This window comes from Frigoribacterium sp. ME-P-080 (assembly GCF_030209595.1).
GTDB lineage: Bacteria > Actinomycetota > Actinomycetes > Actinomycetales > Microbacteriaceae > Frigoribacterium.
Genome location: NZ_JARVRR010000003.1, coordinates 360,124 through 385,724, shown reverse-complemented (window position 1 = coordinate 385,724; position 25,601 = coordinate 360,124). Strand labels below are relative to the sequence as shown.

General features: G+C 72.4%; 26 protein-coding genes, 3 tRNA genes and 1 pseudogene. 18 read left to right on the top strand and 12 right to left on the bottom strand.

Going from position 1 to position 25,601, the window contains the following annotated elements; genetic code table 11:
• Nucleotides 1-62: 62 nt before the first annotated feature.
• Entirely contained in the window at nt 63-1,787 is a 1,725-nt protein-coding gene (locus QRN23_RS06955) for a glycoside hydrolase family 13 protein (protein WP_285063014.1), read from the bottom strand.
• Nucleotides 1,788-1,916: 129 nt separating this feature from the next.
• Between QRN23_RS06955 and QRN23_RS06950 the strand changes: the two genes are divergently transcribed.
• A complete protein-coding gene (locus QRN23_RS06950) occupies nt 1,917-2,861 on the top strand; it encodes an aldo/keto reductase (protein WP_285063013.1) in 945 nt (314 codons plus the stop codon).
• Between the two features lie 9 nt (nt 2,862-2,870).
• Here the strand turns inward: QRN23_RS06950 and QRN23_RS06945 are convergent, their stop codons facing one another.
• A complete protein-coding gene (locus QRN23_RS06945) occupies nt 2,871-3,443 on the bottom strand; it encodes a 2'-5' RNA ligase family protein (RefSeq protein ID WP_285063011.1) in 573 nt (190 codons plus the stop codon).
• Between the two features lie 126 nt (nt 3,444-3,569).
• On the opposite strand from QRN23_RS06945, the gene QRN23_RS06940 reads away from it, so the two are divergent.
• From QRN23_RS06940 to QRN23_RS06920, 5 genes are all read left to right on the top strand, one after another.
• A tRNA-Thr gene (locus QRN23_RS06940) sits at nt 3,570-3,641 on the top strand.
• A 52-nt stretch (nt 3,642-3,693) separates the two neighbouring features.
• Nucleotides 3,694-3,767: transfer RNA gene (locus QRN23_RS06935), tRNA-Met, on the top strand.
• Between the two features lie 130 nt (nt 3,768-3,897).
• Complete coding sequence (locus tag QRN23_RS06930; protein WP_159826088.1) at nt 3,898-5,016, top strand: type III polyketide synthase; 1,119 nt, start codon at nt 3,898-3,900, stop codon at nt 5,014-5,016.
• Nucleotides 5,013-5,795, top strand: a complete 783-nt coding sequence (locus QRN23_RS06925) for a class I SAM-dependent methyltransferase (protein ID WP_285063009.1) — start codon at nt 5,013-5,015, stop codon at nt 5,793-5,795. Before QRN23_RS06930 ends, QRN23_RS06925 begins: the two co-directional genes overlap by 4 nt.
• Nucleotides 5,782-6,945: an FAD-dependent oxidoreductase gene (locus QRN23_RS06920; protein ID WP_192124586.1), complete on the top strand. Its 1,164-nt coding sequence runs from the start codon at nt 5,782-5,784 to the stop codon at nt 6,943-6,945. The genes QRN23_RS06925 and QRN23_RS06920 overlap by 14 nt, the downstream gene beginning before the upstream one ends.
• 54 nt (nt 6,946-6,999) lie before the next feature.
• Here QRN23_RS06920 and QRN23_RS06915 read toward each other — a convergent pair whose 3' ends face one another.
• Together QRN23_RS06915 and QRN23_RS06910 are read right to left on the bottom strand one after the other, a co-directional pair.
• Complete coding sequence (locus tag QRN23_RS06915) at nt 7,000-7,902, bottom strand: UbiA family prenyltransferase (RefSeq protein ID WP_285063008.1); 903 nt, start codon at nt 7,900-7,902, stop codon at nt 7,000-7,002.
• A 301-nt stretch (nt 7,903-8,203) separates the two neighbouring features.
• Nucleotides 8,204-8,422: pseudogene (locus QRN23_RS06910) on the bottom strand (DUF3072 domain-containing protein); the annotation flags it as partial.
• Nucleotides 8,423-8,637: 215 nt separating this feature from the next.
• On the opposite strand from QRN23_RS06910, the gene QRN23_RS06905 reads away from it, so the two are divergent.
• From QRN23_RS06905 to QRN23_RS06895, 3 genes are read left to right on the top strand one after another with little or no spacing between them, the layout of a single operon-like run.
• Nucleotides 8,638-9,096: an FAS1-like dehydratase domain-containing protein gene (locus QRN23_RS06905; RefSeq protein ID WP_056046547.1), complete on the top strand. Its 459-nt coding sequence runs from the start codon at nt 8,638-8,640 to the stop codon at nt 9,094-9,096.
• Nucleotides 9,093-9,524: a MaoC family dehydratase gene (locus QRN23_RS06900; protein WP_056046546.1), complete on the top strand. Its 432-nt coding sequence runs from the start codon at nt 9,093-9,095 to the stop codon at nt 9,522-9,524. The genes QRN23_RS06905 and QRN23_RS06900 overlap by 4 nt, the downstream gene beginning before the upstream one ends.
• The gene (locus QRN23_RS06895; protein ID WP_255350790.1) at nt 9,521-10,612 is read left to right on the top strand and encodes a UDP-N-acetylmuramate dehydrogenase; all 1,092 of its coding nucleotides are present in this window, start codon (nt 9,521-9,523) and stop codon (nt 10,610-10,612) included. Before QRN23_RS06900 ends, QRN23_RS06895 begins: the two co-directional genes overlap by 4 nt.
• A gap of 98 nt (nt 10,613-10,710) precedes the next feature.
• Here QRN23_RS06895 and QRN23_RS06890 read toward each other — a convergent pair whose 3' ends face one another.
• The 5 genes from QRN23_RS06890 to QRN23_RS06870 all read right to left on the bottom strand — a co-directional run bounded on the left by QRN23_RS06890 (nt 10,711) and on the right by QRN23_RS06870 (nt 15,749).
• Complete coding sequence (locus QRN23_RS06890) at nt 10,711-11,352, bottom strand: response regulator (RefSeq protein WP_159826098.1); 642 nt, start codon at nt 11,350-11,352, stop codon at nt 10,711-10,713.
• A gap of 65 nt (nt 11,353-11,417) precedes the next feature.
• Nucleotides 11,418-12,635, bottom strand: coding sequence for a sensor histidine kinase (locus tag QRN23_RS06885; RefSeq protein ID WP_192124591.1), 1,218 nt, complete (start codon nt 12,633-12,635; stop codon nt 11,418-11,420).
• Nucleotides 12,636-12,719: 84 nt separating this feature from the next.
• On the bottom strand, nt 12,720-13,529 hold the full coding sequence (locus QRN23_RS06880; protein ID WP_056046543.1) for an ABC transporter permease: 810 nt from the start codon (nt 13,527-13,529) through the stop codon (nt 12,720-12,722).
• A complete protein-coding gene (locus tag QRN23_RS06875; protein ID WP_285063006.1) occupies nt 13,526-14,446 on the bottom strand; it encodes an ABC transporter ATP-binding protein in 921 nt (306 codons plus the stop codon). Before QRN23_RS06875 ends, QRN23_RS06880 begins: the two co-directional genes overlap by 4 nt.
• 100 nt (nt 14,447-14,546) lie before the next feature.
• Nucleotides 14,547-15,749: a pyridoxal phosphate-dependent aminotransferase gene (locus tag QRN23_RS06870; RefSeq protein ID WP_446718862.1), complete on the bottom strand. Its 1,203-nt coding sequence runs from the start codon at nt 15,747-15,749 to the stop codon at nt 14,547-14,549.
• 233 nt (nt 15,750-15,982) lie between these two features.
• Here QRN23_RS06870 and QRN23_RS06865 point away from each other — a divergent pair.
• From QRN23_RS06865 to QRN23_RS06840, 6 genes are all read left to right on the top strand, one after another.
• Nucleotides 15,983-16,055: transfer RNA gene (locus QRN23_RS06865), tRNA-Trp, on the top strand.
• An 84-nt stretch (nt 16,056-16,139) separates the two neighbouring features.
• The gene (gene secE / locus QRN23_RS06860) at nt 16,140-16,421 is read left to right on the top strand and encodes a preprotein translocase subunit SecE (RefSeq protein WP_043592949.1); all 282 of its coding nucleotides are present in this window, start codon (nt 16,140-16,142) and stop codon (nt 16,419-16,421) included.
• Nucleotides 16,422-16,516: 95 nt separating this feature from the next.
• Complete coding sequence (nusG, locus tag QRN23_RS06855; RefSeq protein WP_285063005.1) at nt 16,517-17,611, top strand: transcription termination/antitermination protein NusG; 1,095 nt, start codon at nt 16,517-16,519, stop codon at nt 17,609-17,611.
• A gap of 109 nt (nt 17,612-17,720) precedes the next feature.
• A complete protein-coding gene (gene rplK, locus QRN23_RS06850) occupies nt 17,721-18,152 on the top strand; it encodes a 50S ribosomal protein L11 (protein WP_043592945.1) in 432 nt (143 codons plus the stop codon).
• A gap of 100 nt (nt 18,153-18,252) precedes the next feature.
• Complete coding sequence (gene rplA / locus QRN23_RS06845) at nt 18,253-18,942, top strand: 50S ribosomal protein L1 (RefSeq protein WP_043592944.1); 690 nt, start codon at nt 18,253-18,255, stop codon at nt 18,940-18,942.
• Between the two features lie 122 nt (nt 18,943-19,064).
• On the top strand, nt 19,065-19,601 hold the full coding sequence (locus QRN23_RS06840; RefSeq protein WP_285063003.1) for a GNAT family N-acetyltransferase: 537 nt from the start codon (nt 19,065-19,067) through the stop codon (nt 19,599-19,601).
• A 55-nt stretch (nt 19,602-19,656) separates the two neighbouring features.
• On the opposite strand, the gene QRN23_RS06835 is transcribed toward QRN23_RS06840, so the two are convergent.
• Nucleotides 19,657-20,643 (bottom strand): NADP-dependent oxidoreductase, encoded by a 987-nt coding sequence (locus tag QRN23_RS06835; RefSeq protein ID WP_369794389.1) that lies wholly within the window; start codon nt 20,641-20,643, stop codon nt 19,657-19,659.
• Between the two features lie 129 nt (nt 20,644-20,772).
• Between QRN23_RS06835 and QRN23_RS06830 the strand changes: the two genes are divergently transcribed.
• Entirely contained in the window at nt 20,773-21,414 is a 642-nt protein-coding gene (locus tag QRN23_RS06830) for a Pr6Pr family membrane protein (RefSeq protein WP_285063001.1), read from the top strand.
• Here the strand turns inward: QRN23_RS06830 and QRN23_RS06825 are convergent.
• Together QRN23_RS06825 and QRN23_RS06820 are read right to left on the bottom strand one after the other, a co-directional pair.
• Entirely contained in the window at nt 21,396-22,130 is a 735-nt protein-coding gene (locus tag QRN23_RS06825) for a YqaJ viral recombinase family protein (protein WP_285062999.1), read from the bottom strand. The two genes, QRN23_RS06830 and QRN23_RS06825, sit on opposite strands and share 19 nt — an antisense overlap.
• Nucleotides 22,131-22,218: 88 nt before the next feature.
• Nucleotides 22,219-23,409: an ROK family transcriptional regulator gene (locus tag QRN23_RS06820; RefSeq protein WP_159826110.1), complete on the bottom strand. Its 1,191-nt coding sequence runs from the start codon at nt 23,407-23,409 to the stop codon at nt 22,219-22,221.
• A gap of 217 nt (nt 23,410-23,626) precedes the next feature.
• On the opposite strand from QRN23_RS06820, the gene QRN23_RS06815 reads away from it, so the two are divergent.
• On the top strand, nt 23,627-24,370 hold the full coding sequence (locus QRN23_RS06815; RefSeq protein ID WP_285062997.1) for a sugar phosphate isomerase/epimerase family protein: 744 nt from the start codon (nt 23,627-23,629) through the stop codon (nt 24,368-24,370).
• Nucleotides 24,367-25,515: a Gfo/Idh/MocA family protein gene (locus QRN23_RS06810; protein WP_056046529.1), complete on the top strand. Its 1,149-nt coding sequence runs from the start codon at nt 24,367-24,369 to the stop codon at nt 25,513-25,515. Before QRN23_RS06815 ends, QRN23_RS06810 begins: the two co-directional genes overlap by 4 nt.
• Nucleotides 25,516-25,601 lie beyond the last annotated feature (86 nt).

Below are 25,601 nucleotides of genomic sequence, written 5' to 3'. Positions count from 1 at the left end.
CGCGGCACGCACGAGAAGAGCCCCACCTGTCACCAGGTGGGGCTCTTCCGTCGTCGCCGCGCCTACGACGCGGTCGTGAGCCAGACCGTCGCGTTCGGCGGCAGGGCCGGCCCGTCGACGACCATGGTGGCCAGCAGGACCTCGCCCACGGGGAGCTCGACGGGGACGTCGCCCATGTTGGCCACGACGGTGACCCCCTGGCTGCGGAACGCGACCACCTCGGGCCCGAAGCCCTCGAGCCAGGTCAGCGTTCCCGCACCCAGTTCGTGCTCCGCACGGAGGCGCAGCGCCCGCGTGTAGAGCTCGAGCGTCGACCCGGCGACGCCCCGCTGCTCGTCCCGGGCGTACGTCGACCAGTCCGCGGGTTGGGGCAACCAGGAGGCGCCCGTCGCGTTGAACCCGAAGGCCGGCTCGGTCGCGGACCACGGCAACGGCACACGGCAGCCGTCCCGGCCGTAGCGCTCCCCGTCCGTGCGGAACCACGTGGGGTCCTGCCGGGAGTCGTCGGGCAGGTCGATGGCCTCGGGCAGGCCGAGTTCTTCGCCCTGGTAAAGGTACGCGCTGCCGGGGAGGGCCAACATGAGCGCCGACGCGGCTCGCGCCCTGGCCAACCCGAGCTCGGGGACGGGCAGCCCCTCGCTCTTCGGCCCGATGCCGTACCCCTGCGGGTTCTCGGCCGTCAGGGCGAGCCGACTGGCGTGCCGGACGACGTCGTGGTTGCTCATGACCCAGGTGCTGGGGGCTCCGACGCTCGAGAAGGTCTGGAGGGACGCGTCGACGACCTCGCGGACGGCCGGGGCGGACCACCCGGTCTCGAGGTAGGCGAAGTTGAACGCCTGGTGCATCTCGTCGGGTCGCACCCAGTCGGCCAGACGCGAGAGCGGTTCGACCCAGGCCTCGGCGACGAGCACCCGGTCGCCCGGGTACTCGGCGAGGACGGTGTGCCACTCACGGTAGATCTCGTGGACGCCCTCCTGGCCCCAGTAGGGCGGGGGAGCGGACTCGCCCTGGCCACCGCCCATGCTGCCGGACTCGGCGGGGGGCGTGTAGTCGGGCAGGCCCTCGGCCTTCACCATGCCGTGTGCGACGTCGACCCGGAACCCGTCGACGCCGCGGTCGAGCCAGAAGCGCAGCACGTCGACGAACTCGTCGCGCACGCGGCGGTTCGTCCAGTCGAGGTCGGGTTGCGACGAGTCGAACAGGTGCAGGTACCACTGGCCCGGTCGGCCGTCGGCCTCGGTCACGCGGGACCACGCCGGGCCGCCGAAGACCGACTGCCAGTTGTTCGGCGGCAGGTCGCCGTCGGGGCCGCGGCCGTCACGGAACAGGTAGCGACCGCGGGCGGCCGATCCGGCCGGCGAGGCGAGGGCCTCGCGGAACCACGCGTGGTCGCTCGAGGTGTGGTTCGGCACGACGTCGACGATGACCCGCAGGCCCAGCTCGGTGGCCCGGGTGCGGAGGGCGTCGAAGTCGTCCAAGGTGCCGAACAGCGGGTCGACGTCGCGGTAGTCGGCCACGTCGTAGCCCGCGTCGCGCTGGGGCGAGGTGTAGAAGGGCGACAGCCAGACGGCGTCGACGCCGAGCTCGCCGAGGGCGTCGAGGCGCGACGTGATGCCGGGGAGGTCGCCGACGCCGTCGCCGTCGCCGTCGGCGAACGACCGCGGGTAGACCTGGTAGATGACGGCGGTGCGCCACCACTCGTGGCCCTGGTCGGCGGTCGTCGCGGTGCCCTCGAGGGGGGCGGTCGGGGTCAGCGTGTCGGTCTCGGCCGGATCTCGTGTGGACATGAGGCCACGATACGGCAGGCCCTCGACGCGGCATCGGCTACGGTCGTGGTCAGGACAGCCCGGAGGGGGACCTCCGGGACGAACACCCGCGACACGATTGGCACGATCCTGAACCCTGCGACCGATCTCGTGACGGCCGACCTGCCCGCCGGCACCCGGCCGTTCCCGCTCGCGCTCGGAACCAACGTCTTCGGCTGGACGGTCGGCGCCCCCACCGCCCTCGAGGTGCTCGACCTCTTCGCCGACGACGGCGGCCGCGTCGTCGACACGGCCGACGTCTACTCGGCGTGGCTGCCGGGCAACTCCGGGGGCGAGTCCGAGGCCATCATCGGCCGGTGGCTCGCCCGACCGGGCAACCGCGACCGGGTGGTGCTCAGCACCAAGTGCGGGCAGCACCCCGACGCCCCCGGCCTGTCGCGCGTCAGCATCCGTGCGGCGGTCGAGGCGTCGCTGCGCCGTCTGCGCACCGACCACGTCGACTTCTACTTCACGCACTTCGACGACGACGAGACACCGCTGGACGAGACCGTGGGCGCGCTCAGCGAGCTCGTCGACGAGGGCAAGATCCTCTGCGCCGGGGCGTCCAACTACACCGGTGCGCGCCTCCGGCAGGCCCTCGCGATCGCTGACCGCGACGGACTCCACCCGTTCCGGTTGGTCCAGGTCGCGTACAACCTGGTGCGACGGGGCGAGTACGAGCACGACGTCGCCGCCATCGTGGACCACTACGACCTCGCCGTGTTGCCGCACTCGTCCCTGGCGAGCGGGTTCCTGACGGGCAAGTACCGTCACGAGGCCGGCCGCGGCGACTCTCCCCGGGGCAGCCGGGCCCTCAGCTACGTCACGCCGCAGAACCAGGGCACCCTCGAGGTCGTCGTCGAGATCGCCGAGCGTCTCGACGTCGAGCCGGGCGCCGTCGCCGTCGCGTGGCTCGCCTCCCGCGACAACGTCATCGGCGCACTCGGCAGTGCCCGGACCCCCCGCCAGCTCGAGGGCCTGCTCGACGCCGCCCGGGTCGAGTTGACCGAGGGCGACCTGGCGTCCCTCGAGGCGGTCTCGCGTCCGCTCGCCTGACGTCCGGGGTCAGCGCCCTGCGCCGTCCCTCTCATCTGCCTCCCCGTCCGCGGCGACGGGACCCAGCGGGACGATCGTCCGCGCTCCCGGGTCCCAGCGCCGCAGCCGGGACAGCACGACCGGCCGGGTCGACGGGACGCCGGCCTCGGAGAGGGCGTCGAGGGCCCGGGCCACCTGGTCGGGCGTCAGGCGTGACGCGAGGGTGACGTGGGGGGTCCACCGACCGGGCGTGGTGTGCGGGACGTCCCCCGCGCCTCCGAGGCTCTCGTGCACCCGGGCGTGGAGGTCCAGCAGTTCTCCCGTCACGACCACGGGTCGCACGAGCACGAGCCCGCGCGGGGGCGATCCGAAGAGCAGCAGCCCGCCGAGCTCGGCGGGCATCGGCAATGCCTCCGAGAGGGGCAGGAGGCGCGGGTCGGCAGCTGGGTCGAGGTCGGGTCGTGCCACCAGGGTGACGTGCGGCGCGTTCGACGTCCCGACGTGGTCGCCCTGCGACGGGAGGCCCGCCGCGGACAGCACGCGCCATTCGTCACGGACGGCTCCGTCGGAGGCCGGGTCGAGCAGGAGTTCGAGGCTGTGCACCCGTCGATCCTGCCCCGCGGGGCCCGCGGCGGGCCGGGTCGGCACGTGGCGTCAGCAGCCCGTTCGCTCTGCTACCCTTGTCTGGTGCCAATCGGCAGCGGCCCCGGTCGCTCGCCTGGTGGTCACGCCCCGATAGCTCAGTGGTAGAGCACTTCCATGGTAAGGAAGGGGTCGTCAGTTCAATCCTGACTCGGGGCTCTGGCTGTCTCGGTCCCGTCCCGGTGTGATGCCGGCAGGGCCTGCAGCCTGCGGCGGGGTAGCTCAGTTGGTTAGAGCACACGGCTCATAATCGTGGTGTCGCGGGTTCAAGTCCCGCCCTCGCTACCGCAGGCCCGGATCTCTCACGAGTTCGGGCCTTCGTCGTCCGTACCCTCGGTGGTCACCCGCCGAGTCGTCTCCGTGCACCGAGACGCGACCGGTGCGCCGTGCCCGGGCGTCGGGCATACGATGAAGCATGGCCGTGAGCATCCGCAGCATCGGCACCGCGGTGCCCCCGACCATCATCCGACAGGACGACGTCCGAGAGATCTTCGCGACCCAGGCCGGCCTCGGCCGCCTCGGTCAGCGCATCGTCGGCGCCGCGTTCGGTGCCTCGGCCATCGAGACCCGGCACACCGTCGTCGACGAGCTCGACCGGCGACCGCGCGAGGGCGAGCCGACGTTCTACGACGCCGCGTCGAACGAGATCCTCCGACCCGGCACGGGCGCACGCAACCAGGTCTACACGGACCGGTCGCCCGAGCTGTTCCTCGACGCCGCTCGTGCCGCGCTCGCGGCGGCGCCCGACCTCGGGCCCGACGACGTCACGCACGTGATCAGCGTGTCGTGCACCGGCTTCTTCGCCCCCGGGCCCGACTACCTGCTCGTCCGGGGCCTCGGGTTGTCGCCGTCGACCCGTCGCCACCACCTGGGCTTCATGGGCTGCTACGGGGCCTTCCCCGCCCTCGCCGCCGCACGCGACTTCTGCCTCGCCGATCCGGAGGCGGTCGTGCTCGTCGTCTGCGCCGAGCTCTGCACGCTGCACCTGCGGAGCTCCGACGACCCCGACTCGATCGTCGCCTCGTCCGTGTTCGCCGACGGGGCGGCCGCCGCCGTGGTGACCGCCCGCCCGGCGCCGTCGGGCTCCGTCGTGCTCGACCTCGACGTCCTCGAGACGGTGCTCACGCCGGTCGGCGAGACCGACATGGCGTGGACGATCGGCGACCTGGGCTTCGACATGGTGCTGAGCAGCTACGTCCCGCAGATCATCGAGCTGCACATCGACTCGGCCCTGGCACCGCTCTTCGAGGCCGGCGGCGTCGGCGTCGGCGACGTCGACCTGTGGGCCGTCCATCCGGGCGGGCGCAGCATCCTCGACCGCGTGCAACAGCAGCTCGGGCTCACCGACGCCCACCTTGCGCCCTCACGCGACGTCCTGCGCGACTACGGCAACATGTCGAGCGCGACCGTCCTGTTCATCCTCGCCGACCTCCTGGCCGGGCCCCCCGCCCCGTCGCAGCGCGTGGGTGCCATGGCCTTCGGCCCCGGGCTGACCGTCGAGACCGCGCTGATGACGCGTCGCGCGGTCTCGTGAGCGCGACCCGCACCTCCTCGGCTCCGTCGGTCGCGGTGCGGCCGCCCTGGTGGCCGGACCTGTCGCGACGAGGCGTCGGACTCGTCGAGCTGATGGACGACCCGGGCTGCGACCTCGGCCTGCTGAACGCCACCTACCGGGCCTTTCCGGTCGTGAACGGTCTCGTGGCGGGGTGGCGCCGGGCGTACCTCCGCCGCCTGCGCCCGCTGTTGTCGGCGGACGTGACGACCCGGCTGCTCGACCTCGGGTCCGGCGGTGGCGACCTCGCGCGCGCCCTGGCCGGCTGGGCCCGTCGCGACGGGCTCGCCCTCGAGGTCGTGGCCGTCGATCCCGACGAACGGGCCCACGCCTTCGCGGCGTCCCGCCCCGTCCCGCCCGGCGTCGAGTTCCGGCGGGCCTCGAGCGCCGACCTCGTGGCGGCGGGCGAGACCTTCGACGTGGTCGTGTCGAACCACGTCCTGCACCACCTCGACGACGAGGCCCGGGCGGCCGTGCTGGACGACAGCGCCCGCCTGGCGTCCCGTCTCGTGCTGCACGCCGACATCGAGCGGGCCCGCGGGGCGTACCTCGCCTACCGGGCCGCGACCTGGCCGTGGCGGACCCGCTCGTTCGTCCACGTCGACGGGCTCCTGTCGATCCGCCGCAGCTTCACCGCCGACGAGCTGGTCGACGTGGCTCCGCCGGGGTGGCGCGTCGTCCGGCAGTGGCCCTTCCGCCTGCTGCTCGTCCGCCAGATCGGCGTCGACGCCCCCGGGGGTGCCGGCCGTGCGGACGCATGACGTCCTGATCGTCGGTGGGGGGCCCGTCGGGGTGATGCTCGCCGCCGCCCTGGCGGATCGCGGCCTCGACGCCGTCGTCTGGGAGGCGCGGGTCGACGATCCGGCGCACTCGCGCGCCCTCGGCGTGCATCCGCCCTCGATCGACCTCTTCGACCGGCTCGGCCTCGCGGACGACCTGCTCGCCGACGCCGTCCGCATCCGGCGGGGGATCGCCCGGAGCGGCGAGCGGACGGTCGGCGTGGTGCCGTTCGACCGGGCGTCGTCGCGGTGGCCGTTCGTCGCGGCGGTGCCGCAGGACCGCACCGAGGCGGTGCTGCGGACGGGGTTGGCCGCGCGGCGGGACGACGCGCTCCGTCGGGGCGTGCGGTTCGTCGGGCTCGCACAACGCGACGAGGACGTGGTCGTCGAGGGGGTCGACGACGAGGGGCCGGTGGTCGTCGCCGCCCGCTTCGTCGTCGGGGCCGACGGCACGCGCAGCGCCGTCCGCGCCGCGCTGGGCGTCGACACCAGGGCCCGGGACCTGCCCGACCGCTACGTGATGGGCGACTTCGCCGACGCCACCGGCCACGGCCCCGACGCCGTGATCCATCTCGAGCGCTCCGGGGTGGTCGAGTCGTTCCCGTTGCCCGCGGGTCGACGACGGTTCGTGGTGCACGTCGGGTCGGCTCACGCAGCGACCGCGTCGGTCGCACCGGACGACGTCGCGCGGCTCGTGTCGGACCGCACCGGGTCGCCCGTCGACCCGACGACCTCGACCATGACGAGCGGGTTCGGCGTCCGGCGCCGGCTGGCCGTCCGGACGGTCGTCGGCCGGGTCACGCTGATCGGCGACGCCGCCCACGAGATCAGTCCCATCGGCGGCCAGGGCATGAACCTCGGCTGGCTCGACGGGCACGCGCTCGAGGCCGTCATCGCCGCGGCGGTGAAGCGGAGGGGTGGCCGGGTGCTCGATCCGACGACGTTCGGTCGTTTCGACGCCGACCGTGCCCGCGCCGCCCTGCGCGCCGCCCGGCAGGCCGAGTGGAACACCGCCCTCGGTCGGCCCGTCGGCGGGGGAGCGGCTCGGGCCCGGGACCTGGCGCTCGGAGCCGTGCTGAGGGCTCCGAGCAGGCACCTGCTCGCGTCGGTCTACGCCATGCGCTGGGCCTGAGCGGTCGGCCCCCGCGGCCGCGCCGTCTCGGCTCCCCTCCGCCGACCCGCGTGCTCAGGCGACGACGGTGCCGCCGCTGAGGGCGAGCTGCACCACGAGCAGCACGGCCGCCACCATGATCAACCGGAAGAGGGTCCGGTCGACGCGTCCCGCGAGCACGAGGCGCACTCCGACGACGGCGATGCCGAGGGTCACGGCGGTGCCGACGGCGGCAGCGACGAGGCCCGGAGCCGACGAGTCGCCGCCCAGTCGGCCCGAGAGCAGCAGGACGGCCGCGATGGCCAGCGCCGCGAACGCGACGACTCCCGAGACGGTCCGCCCGAGGCGGTGGGGGAGCCCGACGATGCCGGTGCGCGCGTCGTTCTCGAGGTCGGGCAGGACGTTCGTGAAGTGGATCGCGATGCCGAAGACGGCTCCGACCGCCACGGCCCAGGCGGCGGGAGGCGACGGTGGTGCCGCCGCGAGGGTGGCGACGGCCGGCAGCAGGCCGAAGCTCACGACGAAGGGCACCACCGAGACCGGGGTCCGCTTGAGCCCGAGGTCGTACGCCCACCCCGAGGCCACGAGCACGAGGTGGGCCGTGCCGGCTGCGGGCCCGAGCGCGTAGGACGGCACGAGCATCAGCACGCCGCAGACCACCGCGGCACGGCGGACGGCCGACACGCTCACGAGGCCCTGGGCCACCGGCTTGTCGGTCCGGCCGACGGCGCGGTCGCGCCCGGCGTCGAGCCAGTCGTTGGCGAACCCGATCGAGGCCTGTCCGAGCAGCACCGCGAGGGCGAGCAGCACGAGTCGGCCGAGGGGCAACCCCGAGGAGGCGCCCAGCACGACGGCGAGGACGGTCACCACCACCGTCGGCCCCGGGTGCGTCGAACCCAGCAGTGCGGCGGTCCACGAGGCGGGGCCGTCGCGGCGACCGGAGCCGGCGGTGGAGACCGGGGGCTCGGGGGAGATCATCCGTTCACCCTAGACGGACGGAGCCGCACGGCCCCGAGTCGGTCGGCCCCGGACGGCGGGACACGATGCGGTGGGCGACGTGAAGAGGTGCACCCGAGTCGGGGGAGGACTCGGATGCACCCCGTCGCACCCTCGGCGCTCGAGGTGCAGGTGGATCAGTACCGGCACGCGCCAGAGGAGGGTGCCCACGTCGAGTTACCATCCCAGACGTGACTGGAGTGTACGACTGCCACGGGTGGATCGGAAGGGGCACCGGGCCGTCTTTCGCGGATCGGCCCGGGCCCCGGGGGACGACGAGGGGTCAGGCCCCGCGGCCGGTCTTCTGCTGGAGGCGGTCGATGTGCTCGCTCGCCTCGGCCTTCGTCATGTCGGCGGGTAGCTCTTCGCCGGCCTCGCGGGCGAGGGTGTCGAGGTAGCTCTTCTGCGGGCCGGTGATGGGCTCGTCGCCGGTGACCCAGTCGTCGGGGTCCTTCGACGCCGTGCTGCCGCCGTCGGGGCGGGCGCCGCCGAGCGTCTCGCCGTGTGCGGGGGCCGCGTTCTCCTCCCGGGCCGTGGCGGCCTGGTCGGTCTCGTCGGTGGTCGTCGTGTCGGTGGTCGTCGTCTCGTCGGACTCGGCCGCTGCCGGGTCGACGGGGGTGATGTCGGGGTCGATGTTCGCGTCGCTCATGACGTGAACGTACGCCGTGCCCCCGACACCGGGCCGGGCGACGTACCCCGCTGGTTAGACTCGACCGCGTGTCCGTGAACCCTGATCTGCAAGGGCGGGTCTTCCCGCCGGCCCCGCCCTACCTCGTGGGCCGCGAGAAGGTGCGCGAGTTCGCCCGCGCGACCGGCTCGACGAGCCCGCTCTCGTTCGACCTCGAGGCGGCCCACGCGGCCGGGCACGGCGACCTCGTCGCCCCGCCGACCTTCGCCGTCGTCGTCCAAGAGGCCACCCTCGCCCAGTTGCTCGCCGAACCCGACGCGGGCATCGACTTCTCCCGCGTCGTCCACGGCGAGCAGCGCTTCTCGCTCTCGCGTCCGATCGTCGCGGGGGACGAGCTCACGGCCACCCTGACCGTGACGAGCGTCAAGACGCTGGGCGGCAACGCCATGGTCACGGCGTCCTCCGACATGCGCGACGTCGACGGGCGGCACGTGGTCACCGCCGTGTCGACGCTCGTCGTCCGCGCCGACGACGAGGCCGCCGCGTGAGCGCCCTCGAGGTCGGCCAGGTCGTCGCCGAGAAGACCTACCCCCTGACACGCGACTCGTTGGTGCGCTACGCCGGCGCCTCGGGCGACTTCAACCCCATCCACTACCGCGACGACGTGGCGGCCGCGGTCGGTCTCCCCGGTGTCCTGGCCCACGGCATGCTCACGATGGGCACCGCCGTCCAGCCGGTCGTCGAATGGCTCGAGGGGGCGGGCGACGACGCCGGCGTGCTCGGTCGGGTGTCGGACTACCAGGTGCGCTTCACGCGTCCCGTCGTGGTCGACCCCACCGCCGGGGCCGAGATCGCCGTCGTCGCGAAGGTGGGCAAGCTCGACGCCGAGGCCGGCACGGCGCGCATCGACCTGACCGTGACCGCCGGCGGCCAGACCGTGCTGGGCAAGGCCCAGGTCGTGGTGACGCTGGCGTGACGACCTTCGCCGAGCTCACGACGATGCAGGTGGGCGGCGAGCCCGCCCGCCTGGTCGAGGCGACGACGACCGACGAGCTGCTGGCCGCGGTCCGTGAGGCGTCGGTCGGTGACGACCCCTGGTACGTCCTGGGCGGCGGGTCGAACACGGTCGCCTCCGACGAGCCGTTCGACGGCACGGTCGTCCACGTGGCCACCCGGGGTGTCGAGCGCGTCGACTCCGACGACCACCGCGTCCACCTCCGCGTCGCCGCCGGTGAGCCCTGGGACGACCTCGTCGCCTCCACGGTCGAGCAGGGCTGGTCGGGGCTCGAGGCGCTCAGCGGCATCCCCGGCTCGACGGGCGCGTCGCCGATCCAGAACATCGGTGCCTACGGCCAGGAGGTCGCCTCGACGCTCGTGGCCGTCGACTTCCTGGACGACGACTCGGGCGAGTTCGTCCGCATCCCCGCGGCCAACCTCGACCTCGGGTACCGCACGAGCGTCTTCAAGCAGGGCCGTCGGGGCGTCGTCACGGCCGTGGAGTTCGCCCTCACGGACCACGGAGGCGCGAGCGAGCAGGTCGCGTACCCGCAGCTCGCGAAGGCCCTCGGCGTCGAGCTCGGGGCCCGGGTCTCGGTCGCCGACGTGCGCTCCAGCGTGCTCGCCCTGCGGGCCGCGAAGGGCATGGTGCTCGATCCGGCCGACCGCGACACGGCGTCGAGCGGATCGTTCTTCACCAACCCGATCGTGTCGCGGGCCGACGCGTCGACCCTGCCGGCCGATGCGCCACGGTGGCCGACCGGGCCCGAGCCCGAGCGCCAGGTCGTGCCACTCGGTGAGGAGCCGGCCGCCCCGGCGCCCCGTGCGCCCGCCGAGGTCAAGCTCAGCGCCGCCTGGCTGATCGAGCACGCCGGCATCGCGAGGGGTTTCCGCCTGCCGGGCTCGCGAGCCGCCGTCTCGTCCAAGCACACCCTGGCCCTGACCAACCGTGGCGGTGCCACGGGCGACGAGGTCGCCGAGCTCGCGCGCTACGTCCAGCAGCGGGTCCAGTCCGAGTTCGGCGTGCTGCTGCACCCCGAGCCCGTCCTCCTCGGCCTCTCGCTGTAGGGACGCGGCCGCGTGCGTCCGGCGCGGCCACGTGCGTCCGACACGGCCCCGCGCGCCCGACGCGGCGGTGCCCGTCCGACGTCGCGGCGTAGAGATCCTCAGCGGCGCGGCAGGTGGCCGAGCTCGAGCGCCAGCGTGACGGCGCGCGTCCGGTCGTTGACGCCCAGTTTCTCGAAGACGTGCAGCAGGTGCGTCTTGACCGTCGCCTCGCCGACGAACAGCCGGCGTCCGATCTCGCGGTTCGAGCAACCCTCCGCCACGAGGGCGAGCACGTCGGTCTCGCGGGGACTCAACGGGGTCGGGCGCGGCACGGGCTCGGCGCCGCTGCGTGCGCGGCCGACGAGACGGGCCGCCATCGCGGGGGCGAGGGCCACCTGTCCCGCGACCACGGCTCGGAGGCCCGCCACGAGCTCGTCCTCCGGCGAGGCCTTCAGCAGGTAGCCGCTCGCCCCCACCTCGATCGCCCGCAGGATGCTGTCGTCGGACTCGTAGGTGGTGAGCACGACGACCTTGGTCGTCGGGTGACGTGCCAGGACGGCCTCGGTCGCCTCGACACCGTCGAGGCCGGGCATGCGGAGGTCCATCACGATCAGGTCGGGCTCGAGCGAGTCCGCCAAGGCGACGGCCTCGGAGCCGTCGCTCGCCTGCCCCACCACGACGAAGTCGTCCGTCGTCGCGAGCAGGGCGGCGATGCCCTGCCGCACGATCGGATGGTCGTCGGCCACGAGGGTGCGGTGCACGGGCGATCCCGCCGACGAGGCTCCGAGCCCGGTCGACGTCGCACCCTCGTGCGCGGGCCCCGCGGTCACGGGGTCACCACCGCGGCGCGGGGGACCTGCGCGGTGACGACCGTCCCGTCGCGGTCCGACGAGACGTCGAGGCGGCCACCCGACAGCTCGAGCCGCTCGCGGAGGCCGTCGAGGCCGAACCCGGTCGATGCGACCGCCGTGTCGAACCCGGTGCCGTCGTCGGACACGACGAGCACGGCCGTCCCGTCCGTCGCCGTGAGCGTGACCCGCGCCGACGTCGACGCACTGTGCTTGCGGACGTTGGCCAGCGCCTCCTGGGTGCACCGCACCAGCACGACCTGCAGGTCGCGGGGCAGGTCGACCTCGACGGCGTCGACCGTGATCCCGATTCCGCTCTCCCGCTCGAAGCGCTCGCCGAGGCGATGGAGGGCGGCCGCCACGTCGGTGCCCGCCGGTCCGGTGGACGCGGTCGCCGCGACGAGGGTGCGCGCCTCGGTGAGGGCCTCGCGGGCGGCGGCCTCGATCACGTCGAGCCGTTCACGGGTCGTCGTCAGGTCGCCGGCCGCGAGGGCTCCGCGGGTCTGCTGCGCGAGCATGACGACTCCGGTGAGGCTCTGGGCGATCGTGTCGTGGATCTCCCGGGCCAGGCGCTCGCGTTCGGTGCTCGTGCCCGCGTCGCGGTGCCGCGCGGCCAGTTCGGCCTGGGCCTCGCGCAGCTCGTCGAGCAGCCGGCCGCGTTCGACCCCGACCCCGGCGATCGTGGTGATCCACATCCCCAGCGCGATGCTGAAGACGAGCGAGAGGCCTTCGCTGGTGGCGGCCGTCGCGAGGGCCTCGGCCGACCACCCCAGGCTGACGACGAACCCGATCGAGATGGCGACGCACAAGCAGACGTTGGCGACGATCGCGGACCGGGTGCCGGGGAGCAGCGTCCAGATCAGCGGCATGAGGAAGGCCTGCACGACCGCGAGTTCGGGGGTGGCGGCCACCGTGACGCCGCCCACCACCACGAGCGCGGCGACGGCCGTCACGGTCGGGAGCGACAGCAGCGCGACGGCGCGACGCACCACGGGCCGCGCGAGGGCGAACCACGTGAGCACCAGCAGCCCGACGGCGACGAACGAGGCCGTGACCCGGCCGCTCGACGAGGTCGTGGCCAGGACGACCATCACCACGACCGTGATCGCGAGGCCGGCGTCCCACCAGCGCATCGAGATGGCGGTTCCCGACCGGGCGGGGGCCGCGGCCTCCGCCCGGTCGCCTGTGTCGTCCATGTCGATCACGCTAGTGGCAGCCGCGGGCCGGCGAGGCCGTCGTGGTCGTCGCCGATCGGGCGGAGGACGGTGGCCGTCCACGGGTCAGGTGTCCTTCCTGATCCACCGGAAGGTCAGCAGCGAGGCGACGGCGCCGGCGACGAGCCAGACCGCCAGCCAGAGGGCGACGCCGGGCAGGTCCCACGATCCGCCGGCCTCGGCGGCCGAGAACGTGTCGGGCAGGAACACGCTGCGCATGCCCTGCGCCAGCCACTTCAACGGGAACACCGAGGCCACCGACTGCAGCCAGTCGGGCAGCTGGGTGAACGGCAGGTAGACCCCCGAGATGAACTGCAGCACGAGCGTGATCGGGACGATCACGGCCGTGGCGCTCTTCCCGCTGCGGGGCACGCGCGAGAGGGCGATGCCGACCAGCGCCGACGTCGCGATGCCGAGCAGGTAGACCCAGGCGAGCGTCAGCCACGACCCGGCGTCGGTCGGCAAGGGCACGCCGAAGAGCACCCGGGCCACCAGCACGAGCAGCGCCACCTGCAGCAGGCTCGTGACGAGCACCTGGCCGAACTTGCCGACGAAGTACGACCCGACCGGCAGGGGCGTCCCCGAAAGTCGCTTGAGGGTGCCGTCGCCACGCTCGAGGGCGATGTCGACGGCGAGGTTCTGCACGCCCGAGAGCAGGATGCCGGCCGCGATCATGCCCGGCAGGTAGAACGCGGCGGCCCCCACCTCGGAACCGTCCGGCCGCGTGCCGAACGAGCCCGAGGCGCTGAACGCCGTGGAGAAGATCGCGAGCATCACGACCGGGAACAAGAACGTGAAGAAGACGGTGTCGCCGGCCCGGAAGTACCCCCGCACCTCGTACCGGGTGCGGCTCAGGCCGAGCGAGAGCGTCCTCACGAGGTCACCCCGGACGAGGAGGCGCGCGGCGCGTCCCCGGCGTCGGTCGCGCCCCGTGTTCCGTCCGCGACGTGCTCGGCGGTCGCGACCAACCCGAGGTACACGTCCTCCAGCGACGGCCGGATCACCTCGAGCGAGCGCGGTTCGCCTCCGCGGGCGTGCAGGTCGGCGACCAGGGCGCCCGGTGCGGAGGTGCGGACGTCGTGCCGTCCGTGCTCGTCGAGCCAGGTCACGCGAGGGGTGCGCGCCTCCTCGTCCCCGAGCTCGTCGGGTCGCCCCTGGGCGACGAGCCGGCCCTGCGCGATCACCGCGACGCGGTCGCTCAGCTGCGCCGCCTCGTCGAGGTAGTGCGTGGTGAGGACGATGCTCGTCCCGTCGTCCGACAGCGACCGGATCAACTGCCAGAACTGTCGGCGGGCCTCGGGGTCGAAGCCCGTGGTCGGTTCGTCGAGGAACAACAGCTCGGGGCCGCCGACCACACCGAGCGCGACGTCGACCCGTCGTCGCTGCCCCCCGGACAGCGACCGGATGCGTGCCCCGGCCTTCGCCTCGAGGCCGACCGCGGCGATCACCTCGTCGACGTCGCGCGGGTTCGGGTAGAAGCCGGCGAAGTGGGCGATCTGCTCGCGCACCGTGGCCGTCCCCTGTTCGCCGGAGGTCTGCAGGACGATGCCGAGGCGCGCCTTCCAGTCGAGACCGGCGTGCTGCGGGTCGGCGCCGAGCACCGACACGTCGCCGCCCGACCGGTCGCGGTAGCCCTCGAGGATCTCGATGGTGGTCGACTTGCCGGCGCCGTTGGGGCCGAGCAGGCCGAGGGTCTCGCCCGCGGCCACCTCGAACGAGAGGCCGTGCAGAGCCGTGGCGGTGCCGTAGGTCTTGGTGAGGTCGTGCACTCGCACGACGGGTTCGGGGGTCATGGCTCCAGCGTGCGCCGTGGCGGCTCCGCGCACCAGGCCCGACCGGTCGAGGCCGGGTCCACCGATCGGTGGACCCGGCCTCGGGACGGGGGTCGCGGCCTCAGGCGAACAGGCGCTGGAGGCGGCGGACGCCCTCGAGCAGCTCGTCGTCGCCGAGGGCGTAGGACAGCCGGAGGTACCCGCTGGGCCCGAAGGCCTCACCGGGCACGGTGGCGACGTCGGCCTGTTCGAGGATGAGGTCGGCGAGTTCGAGGGACGTGGTGGGCGTGACGCCTCCCCACTCGCGACCGAGCAGGCCCTGCACGTCGGGGTAGACGTAGAAGGCTCCCTCGGGGGTGGGGGTGACGACGCCGTCGATCCGGTTGAGCTCGCGGACGATGGTGCTGCGTCGGGCGTCGAAGGCGACCCGCATGGCCTCGACCTCGTCCTGCGGCCCGGTGAGGGCCGCGAGGGCCGCCCGCTGCGACACGTTCGAGACGTTCGAGGTGAGGTGCGACTGGAGGTTCGCGGCACCCTTGACCACATCGGTCGGGCCGATCATCCAGCCGACCCGCCACCCGGTCATCGCGTAGGTCTTGGCCACGCCGTTGACCAGGATCGCCTGGTCGGCCAACTCGGGCACGGCCTCGGTGATCGAGACGGCCGTCACCCCGTCGTAGGTGAGGTTCTGGTAGATCTCGTCGGTGATCACCCAGACGCCGGCCTCGAGGGCCCAGCGACCGATCGCCTCGACCTCGTCGGGTGAGTAGACCGCGCCAGTCGGGTTCGACGGCGAGCAGAACAACAACACCTTCGTGCGCTCGGTGCGGGCGGCCTCGAGCTGGTCGACCGTGACCTTGTAGCCCTGGTCGGCACCGGCGAAGACCTCGACGGTGACTCCGCCGGCGAGGGCGATGGCCTCGGGGTAGGTCGTCCAGTAGGGCGCCGGCAGGAGGGCTTCGTCGCCGTCGTCGAGCAGCGCCTGGAAGGCCTGGTAGACGGCCTGCTTGCCACCGTTCGTGACGATCACCTGCGACGTCGACACCGTGGTGCCGCTGTCGCGCAGGGTCTTCTCGACGATCGCCTCGCGCAGTTCGAGCAGGCCGGCCGCGGCCGAGTAACGGTGGTTGCGCGGGTCGCGGGCGGCGACGACGGCCGCGTCGACGATGTGGTCGGGCGTGGGGAAGTTGGGCTCGCCCGGGCCGTAGCTGATGATCGGTCGGCCCTGTGCCAGCAGGGCCTTGGCCTTCGCGTCGACGGCCAGCGTGGCCGATTCGGCGATCGACGAGATACGGGACGAGAGACGGCGCGCGGTCGGGGTCACGCGGGTCAGCCTAGCGGGGGTGTCACCGGCCCGGACGGGTGCGCCCACCGAGGGTCCGTCGGACCCCGCGGCGCCCGGCTTTGCACGCGCCCGCCGCTTCGCCTACACTTGACGAGGCGATCGAATGCGCCAAGCTTCAGCGCGCCTCTGCAGTCCGGTTCACCAACAGCCGACTGAGAGAGGCAGGGCCTCCGGGTCCGACCGAGAGGTCATCTGAAGGGCGTCGATCCCATAGGGCGGTGGCTCAATTGGTAGAGCAGCGGTCTCCAAAACCGCAGGTTGCAGGTTCGAGTCCTGTCCGCCCTGCAGCCCGGCTGTGTTCTTCATGACACGGTGATCACACACAGATACGGACACAGGCCCACGGGCCGAGCTCGGAAGGTCGGAACAGTGGCGAGAAAAGACGTTGACGTCCCCAGTGAAGACGTCGTCGAGAAGGCGAAGAGCGACGGTGCGACGCGCCGCAGCCCCTTCGCCCGCATCGCGTTGTTCATCCGCCAGGTGATCGCCGAGCTCAAGAAGGTCGTCACGCCGACCCGCAAAGAGCTGCTGAGCTACACCGGCGTCGTCCTGGTCTTCGTGGTCATCATGATGGCCCTCGTCTCCCTGCTCGACCTGGTGTTCGGCACCGGCGTCGGCTACGTCTTCGGCAACGGCCCGACCGGCAGCTGACGCGGCACCCACCGGCCGACTCCCCGAGCACCACGTGAGCGGGTCCCGTGCCACCGAGCACGAGCACCCGACAACCCCGATCGAAAGAAGAACCCTTGCCTGACAACGAGCGCGACGACATCGACCTCGCCACCGCTGCCGAGCAGTCCTCCGAGGTCGAAGAGGCCCAAGAGGGCGGCACGCTGGCCGCCGACGAGGACGCCGTCGAGCCCGCCGAGTCCGAGGCCCTCTCGGTCGTCGACGAAGGCGACTCCGGTTCGACCGACACGAGCGACCTCGACGGCCTGCTCGACACGCTGGCCGAGGCGCGCGACCCCGAGGCCGACGCGATCGTCGACGACGCCCTCGACGTCGACGACGAGTTCGAGGCCGAGGCCGCGGTCGAGGCCACCGACGACGAGGCCGACTCCGAGGCCGAGCAGGCGGCCGACCAGGGCGACGCCCCCGCTGCGAACGCCGTCATCGCCGAGGCCGAGCAGTCCGTCCAGGACGCCGACGCGGAGATCGCGCACGACGACGTCGACGTCGACGTGTCCGCCACCGAGGTCGAGGACGACGAGCCCGCCGAGGTCGACCCCTACGAGGCCTTCCGTTACGAGCTGCGGGGCAAGCCCGGCAAGTGGTACGTCATCCACTCGTACGCCGGCTTCGAGCGCCGCGTGAAGCAGAACATCGAGAACCGCATGGTCTCGATGACCATGGAGGACTACATCTACCAGGTAGAGGTCCCCATGGAGGACGTGGTCGAGATCAAGAACGGGCAGCGCAAGCTCGTCACCCGCGTCCGCATCCCCGGCTACGTGCTCGTGCGTCTCGACCTCAACGAGGACAGCTGGTCCGTCGTCCGCCACACCCCCGGCGTCACGGGCTTCGTGGGCAACGCCCACAACCCGACGCCGCTGCGTTTCGAAGAGGCCTTCAACATGTTGAAGAGCCTCGTCCAGGTCGACACGACCCCGGCGCCCGCCAAGGGCGGCGCCAAGGGTGGCAAGCAGGCCCAGCGGGTCATCCCCGCCGAGGTCGACTTCGAGATCGGCGAGACGATCACGATCAAAGAGGGGTCGTTCGCCGGACTTCCCGGTACGATCAACGAGATCAAGCCCGAGAGCGGCAAGCTCACCGTGCTGGTCTCGCTGTTCGAGCGCGAGACGCCGGTCGAGCTCAGCTTCGACCAGGTCACGAAGCTCTAGCAGGCACCCACCCCCCAGGTCTACAGATCACCGGAGTCCGCGCCGCGGGCCACCGGGAGAGCAGGTCGCGACCGCGATCGGTTCGAACCCCACAAGAAGGAAAAGAACAATGGCACCGAAAAAGAAGGTCACGGGTCTGATCAAGCTTCAGATCAACGCCGGCGCCGCGAACCCCGCCCCGCCCATCGGCCCGGCCCTGGGTCAGCACGGCGTGAACATCATGGAGTTCTGCAAGGCGTACAACGCGGCGACCGAGTCGCAGCGCGGCAACGTCGTCCCCGTCGAGATCACGGTCTACGAAGACCGCTCGTTCACGTTCATCCTCAAGACCCCGCCCGCCGCCGAGCTCATCAAGAAGGCCGCCGGCGTCGCCAAGGGTTCGGGAACCCCGCACACCACCAAGGTCGGCAAGCTGACCATGGACCAGGTGCGCGAGATCGCGACGACCAAGCAGGCCGACCTGAACGCCAACGACATCGACGCCGCGGCGAAGATCATCGCCGGCACCGCCCGTTCCATGGGCATCACGGTCGACGCCTAAGCAGCACCCCTCCGTGCAGGCGACCCGCCTGCACGACCCTGACATCAGTGGGAGAGCCGGCCAGGCTCGCAACCACGTCCCCAGTACGAAGAGGTCCAACATGGCTCAGAAGTCCAAGGCGTACCGCGCCGCTGCCGAGAAGATCGAGGCAGGCAAGTTCTACAGCACCAGCGAGGCCGTGGCCGTCGCTCGCGAGACCGGCTCGAAGAAGTTCGACTCGACCGTCGAGGTCGCGCTCAAGCTCGGCGTCGACCCCCGCAAGGCCGACCAGATGGTGCGCGGCACCGTCATCCTGCCGCACGGCACGGGCAAGACCGCCCGCGTCATCGTGTTCGCGACGGGTGCCGCCGCCGAGGCGGCCATCGCCGCGGGTGCCGACGAGGTCGGTGGCGACGAGCTCATCGAGAAGGTCGCGGGCGGCTACACGTCGTTCGACTCGGCCGTCTCGACCCCCGAGCTCATGGGCAAGGTCGGTCGTCTCGGAAAGGTGCTCGGCCCCCGCGGCCTCATGCCCAACCCGAAGACCGGCACCGTGACCCCCAACGTCGCGCAGGCCGTCAACGACATCAAGGGCGGAAAGATCGAGTTCCGTGTCGACAAGCACAGCAACGTGCACTTCGTCATCGGCAAGGCCGGCTTCTCGGAAGAGCAGCTGAACACCAACCTCGACGCCGCCCTCGAAGAGGTCGTCCGCCTCAAGCCGTCCTCGTCCAAGGGCCGCTACATCACCAAGGGCACGCTGTCGACGACCTTCGGTCCCGGCATCCCCCTCGACATCAACGTCTTCTAGGTCCTCCGACCTCCCAGGCACTGCGTCGCCCGAAGGCCGTCCCACTCTCGAGTGGGGCGGCCTTCGTCGTCGGCGCCCGTCCGTGGTCGGGCGGGGAGGCGTGGGTGGGGCACCATGGGCAGATGACCGTCACCGTGCGCCCCGCCCTCCCGACCGACGCCCCCCTGCTCGCCGAGGTCGCCGCGGTGACCTTCCCGCTCGCCTGCCCGCCCGGGTCGGACCTCGCGGACATCGCCCGGGTGGTCACCACGGTGCTGTCCGAGGAGGCCTTCTCGCGCTACCTCGCCGACGACACCCGGACCGTCCTGCTGGCCGTCGACCCCACGGCCCGGGGGGCCCTCGGCTACAGCATGATGATCGCGGGAGATCCCGAGGACGCGGACGTCGCCGCAGCCGTCTCGGCCCGGCCGACCGTCGAACTGAGCAAGTTCTACGTCATGCCGCAGGGGCACGGCACGGGGGCGGCCTCGACCCTGATGGCCGCGACCCTCGAGGCAGCCCGCGCGACCGGCGCCTCCTCGGTGTGGCTCGGGGTCAACCAGCAGAACGAACGGGCGCTGCGTTTCTACGCCAAGCACGGACTCGTGCAGGTCGGGACGAAGACCTTCGCCCTCGGCGACGACCTGCAGCAGGACTTCGTCTTCGAGCGTCGGATCTAGGCGGGGTCGCTTCGGGCCACGGCGGCCGGTCCGGAGGCCGGGTCGGGAGGCCGGGTCAGGCGGCCTCGGTGTCGTCGGTGACGCGCAGCACGAGCTTGCCGCGGGTGTGCGACCGCTCGAGGCGGGCATGGGCGTCACGGGCGTCGACCAGGTCGTAGACCTCGTCGACGTAGACCCGGACGTCTCCCGAGTCGAGCAGTCGCGAGATGACCGCCAGCGTGGCGCCGTCGGGGGAGACGGCGAACCCGGTCGACCGGACGCCTGCCTGCGCGGCCTTCTCGGCGAAGGCGGCCCCCGAGGCGAGCGGTGCGTGGACGGCGAGCCCTCCGGGTCGGAGCAACCTCAGCGACCGGTCGGCCTCGACGTCGTCGTCGACCAGGTTGAGCACGACGTCGACCTGACGGACGCTGCGGTCGACGTCGGCCGCGCCGTAGTCGACGACCTCGGCGGCACCGAGCTCCCGCAGCCAGGCCGAGTTGGCCTGCGAGCCGGTCGCGACGACGTGGGCGCCGAAGTACGAGGCGAACTGCACCGCGAAGTGCCCCACCCCGCCCGCGCCGGCGTTGATGAGGAGGCGCTGGCCCTCGTGGGCCTTGGCGACGTCGACGACCATCCCCCAGGCCGTGAGCGCCGCGAGGGGCACCGCGGCGGCTTCGAGGTGCGACAGGGTGGTGGGCTTCCGGGCCACCGACAGCGACGGGACGCTGATGTACTCGGCGTAGCTGCCACCGGAGCGCGGGCACGGGGCCATGCCGTAGACGGCGTCGCCCGGACTCAGCGGATGCGCCGCGTAGGGCGTCTCGACGACGACGCCGCTGAAGTCGTGGCCCAGCACGGCCGGGAACGCCGGGATGGCGTCGCTGTCGCCGCGACCGGCTCGGGTCTCCAGGTCGAAGCGGTTGACGCCGGCGGCGACGACGCGCACGAGCACCTCGGCGTTGACCCGTCGCGGGTAGGGCACGTCGGCGGCGACGAGCTGTTCGGGCCCGCCGGTCCGCTCGATCACCATCGCCCGCATCGTCGTCTGCATCGTCGTGTCCATCGGCGGCCCCTGTCGGCTCGTGTGCGCCGTGGCTCCGGCGCGGTGGTCAGGTCAGTCAACGGGACGGATGAGTCACCCGTGTTTCGCGGGTGTCACCGAGAGGGAAACGATGATGGGTACGGTGTGGACATGAGAGCATCGGTCGCCGTCCTGCGCGTCGCGGCTGCGGTCGCGGTCCTCGTCGCCGTCGTGGCCCAGTGGGAGAACAGCCTGCGCGACCCGGGGTACCGGTTCGTGGACTTCTTCGGGTACTTCACCATCCAGAGCAACCTCATCGTGCTGCTGGCCCTGGCGATCGGGGCGTTCACGGTGCTGCGCCGGACGACGCCGCCCCGGTGGACGGTCGCGGTGCGGGCGGCGGCGACCACGTACATCGCGTTGACCGGGCTGGTCTTCAACCTGCTGCTGGCGGGCTTGCCCTCGAACGACCCGTACACCGTGGGGTGGGCGAGCGACGTGTTCCACCGGGTGATCCCGCTCTACGTCGTGCTCGACTGGGTGCTCTTCGCCGACCGCGACCGCCAGCCCTGGCGGCGGTTGTGGCAGTTCCTGGCCTTCCCGTTGATCTGGGTGGTCGTCGTCCTGGCCCGGGGCGCCGACTTCGTGCCGTACCCCTTCCTCGACGTGGCGACCCTCGGCGGGGGCGTCGTGGCGCTCTGGTGCGTGGGCATCGCCGTCGCGGTCGCCTTGATCGGGGCCCTCGTCGTGGCGGCGTCGCGCCTGCGCCTCGTCGACCCGGATCGGCGCGTGCCTCAGCGCAACGGATCGTAGGGCGGGGGTTCGTAGGCCTCGTAGTCGTCGGGCGGTGGCGGCGCCGACGCCCGACCGCCCGGCGCGAACGGGTCGACCGGCGCCTGTCGTGCAAGGGTGTCGAGCACCTGGTCGGCGAGGGCCACGAGACGGTGGATCTCGTCCTCGTCCCGCTCGACCCAGCGGCACTGCGGATCGCCGTGCAGGGGAACGAAGTCGGTGTGCTGCTCCCACACCACGAGGGTGCGCTCGGCGCCGAGAACGTACTGCTGCCAGGCCACCTGACGCAGGTACGAGCGGGGGATCGACGACCAGGCCTTCTTCGTCGTCTTGATCTCGCACAGCTCGACGGTGCCGTCGGTGCGGACGGTCACGCCGTCCGGGGTGGCCAGGTGTCGGCGCTGACCCGCGGCGTGGAAGAGCTTCTGGCTGGACTCGATGCCGTGCCGCTGCAGCACCCACCGGGCGATCTCGGGCTCACGCGCCCGCCCGTGGTCGGTGTAGGCGTTGCCGCCGAAACCGTTGCCGTACAACTTGTCGAGCACGACGGCCTGCACGGCGCGCGGGCTCGAGAGCCGGGCGACGTCGGTGGCCGTGATGCCCTGGCTGCGAGCCCGCAGCCATGCGATGCGGTCCGACGAGTCGGCCAGCACGCGCGTCAGGTGCGCAGGAGGCGCGGCGGGGGTCGTCGGCTCGTCGTCGTCCCACAGGGCGAGCATGGGTTGGACGACGGTCATGGTGACCATTCTCCCTCGCCGGGGGCGCGAGGACGACACCCGCGCCTCCTCGTGTCGCGGCGGAGCGGCGAGCACCGGGAGCCCGCGGTCAGACGGCGGCGGCGAGCTCGTCGATCGCCGCGGGGGAGAGGGCGTGGTGGATCGCGAGCATGCTCGCGCCCATGAGTCCCGCCCGGTCGCCCGCCCGGGACGGCACGATGCTCAGGTGCTCGGTCGCGAGCGGCATCGACCGCTGGTAGACGACCTCGCGCACGCCGGCCAGCAGGTGCTCGCCGGCCTGCGCCATGGAGCCGCCGATCGCGATGACCGAGGGGTTGATCATGTTGACGCAGGCGGTCAGCACCTCGCCGAGGTCGCGACCCGCCTGGCGGACGGCCTGCACCGCGTCGACGTTGCCGGCCCGGACGAGCTCGACCACCTGGCGGCCACCCTCGCAGTCGTGGCCGAGGGCCCGCAGCGAGCGGGCGAGGGCCGGGCCGGAGGCGACGGCCTCGAGGCACCCGACGTTGCCGCAGTGGCAGACGACGCCGGCGCCGCGGGGGATCTGCACGTGGCCGATGTCGCCCGCGATGCCCTGGGCGCCGCGCTGCAGGCGACCGCCCGAGATGATGCCCGAGCCGATGCCGGTGGCGACCTTGACGAACAGGAAGTGGTCGGTGCCCGGCCAGGCGTGGCTGCGCTCGCCGAGGGCCATGATGTTGACGTCGTTGTCGACGAGGACGGGCACGTCGAGGTGGCGCCTCACCCAGCCCGGCACGTCGACGCCGTCCCAGCCGGGCATGATCGGCGGGTTCACCGGTCGACCCGTGCTGAACTGCACGGGGCCCGGCAGGCCGATCCCGACCCCGATGAGGTCGTCCCGGGTGCGACCGAGCCGGTCGAGCAGGGCGTCCGCCCCGGTCACCATGCCGGCGAGGGTCGTCTCGGGACCGTCGGCGATGTCGATCAGGCGACGGTCGCTGGTCAGCTCGACGCCCATCAGGTCGGTCAGGGCGAGGTTGACGTGGCCCGCTCCGAAGTCCGCGGCCAGGACGACGCGCGCCGAGGGGATGAGCGCCACGCGCGAGGGAGGGCGGCCACCCGTCGAGACGGCGTCGGCGGAGGGGCCGACCAGACCGAGTTCGGCCAGGACGTCCAGGCGCAGGCCGATCGTCGACCGGGCGAGGCCCGTCATCGCCGCGAGTTCGGCCCGGGTGCGCGGCACGCCGTCGCGGAGCAGCTGGAAGATCTCGCTGGCTCCGGTGCTGCCGAGGGCAGACGACCTCGTCGTGTCGGACATGGCAGCAGTAAACCACAGCCCTCGGCGACGCCCGAGAGAACCCCGCCGAGAAAAGGTCGACTTTTGCTTGCGGGTCGACAGAAGCGGTCCTATGGTGAGTCTCGGTCGACGCCGACCGCCACTCTTCCGGGGGTGACCGGTCGACGGCTCGACCGCTGAGAGTCCCCGACGGTGCCCGTCGCCGTCGCAAATCCACTCGGAAGAGGAGACACCCCTGGTGACCACCGCAAGCCCGATCTCGGTCCAGCTCTACACGGTCAGAGACGCCATCGCCGCCGACCTGCCCGGCACCCTGAAGCGCATCGCCGACCTCGGCTACACCCAGGTCGAGCCGTACGCCTTCGTCGACCGCGTCGACGAGTACGCCGAGGCCCTGCCCGCCGCCGGACTCACCGCGCCCAGCGCGCACGTCGGCCTGATCGGCAAGGACCTCGAGCCGATCTTCGCCGCCGCCACCCGTCTCGGCGTCGGCACGATCATCGACCCGCACATCGACGAGACCCGCTGGGTCACCCGTGAGGACGTCGAGGCGATCGCGAAGGAGCTGGGCGAGATCGCCGACGCGGCCGCCGCCCACGACCTCACCATCGGCTACCACAACCACGCCTTCGAGCTGGAGAACCTGATCGACGGCACCCCCGCCCTCGAGGTGTTCGCCGCGGCCCTGCCCGCGAACGTCGTGCTCGAGATCGACACCTATTGGGTCGAGGTCGGCGGCGTCGACGCCGCCGAGCTGCTCGCTCGTCTCGGCGACAAGGTGCAGTTCCTCCACGTGAAGGACGGCCCGAAGAACAAGAACGACGTCGAGCAGGTCGCCGTCGGGCGCGGGTCGATGCCCGTCCGCGACATCCTGCAGGCGGCCCGTCAGGCCACCCCCGTCGTCGAACTCGACGACTACGCCGGTGACGTGTTCACCGCGCTCGCCGACAGCCTCGAGTTCCTGCAGGGGGTCCGCGCATGACCGACGTGACGACGGCCTCGCGGCCCGCCGTCGCCTCCGACGGCAAGACCGGCCCGGTGGGCGTCGGGGTCATCGGCGCCGGCGTGATCAGCGACCAGTACCTCGGCAACCTCACGCAGTTCCCCGACCTCGAGGTGCTCTTCATCGCCGACATCGACCAGGCCCGCGCGGCGGCCCAGGCCGAGAAGTGGGGCGTGCCTGCCAGCGGCACGGTCGACGAGTTGCTCGCCCTCGACGACGTCGAGATCGTGGTCAACCTGACGATCCCGGCGGCCCACGTCGACGTGGCGCTGCAGGCCGTCGCCGCGGGCAAGCACGTCTGGGGTGAGAAGCCCTACGCCCTCGACCGCGAGAGCGGTGCCCGGCTGCTGGCCGCCGCGAAGGAGGCGGGCGTCCGCGTGGCCGTCGCTCCGGACACGTTCCTCGGCGCCGGTCTGCAGACCGGACTGCGGGTCGTGAAGCGAGGCGACATCGGCACGCCCCTGACCGGCCTCGCGCTCTTCCAGGTGCCCGGCCCCGAGTCGTGGCACCCCAGCCCCGAGTTCCTCTTCGCCTACGGCGCGGGACCGATGTTCGACGTCGGCCCGTACTACCTGACCACGCTCGTGCAGGTCTTCGGACCCGTCGCGAAGGTCACGGCCACGGCGTCGAAGGCCCGGGACAGCCGGGTCATCGGCTCGGGGCCGAAGGCCGGAACGGTCTTCCCCGTCGAGGTGCCGACGCACGTGAGCGCCCTGCTGCAGTTCGAGAGCGGCGCCAGCGCGCAGGCCGTCTTCAGCTTCGACTCGAAACTGGCCCGTGCCGGCTTCGTCGAGATCGCCGGGACCGAGGGCACGGCCGTGTTCCCCGACCCGAACGAGTTCGAGGGCGACACGACGGTCCACACGGGCACCGACGAGCCGGCGGTCGTCGCGGCCACGGGTTCGACCTTCACCCGCGGCACCGGCGTCGCCGAGCTCGCCCAGGCCATCCGCGAGGGTCGCCGTGAGCGCGTGCCCGGCGAACTCGCCTTCCACGTCCTCGACGTCATGGTCTCGCTGGCCGAGTCCGCCGAACGCGACGAGAGCGTCCGCGTCGACTCGACCCTCGAGCCGACGCCCGAGCTGCCCGAGAGCTGGGACCCCTCCGTCCCGACCCTCGGCTGATCCGGTGCGGTGCCGGCGCCTCCTCGACGCCGGCACCGCGCCTCCCGACCCGTCCACCCCCTGAGCGCACCACCCGCACCACTCGC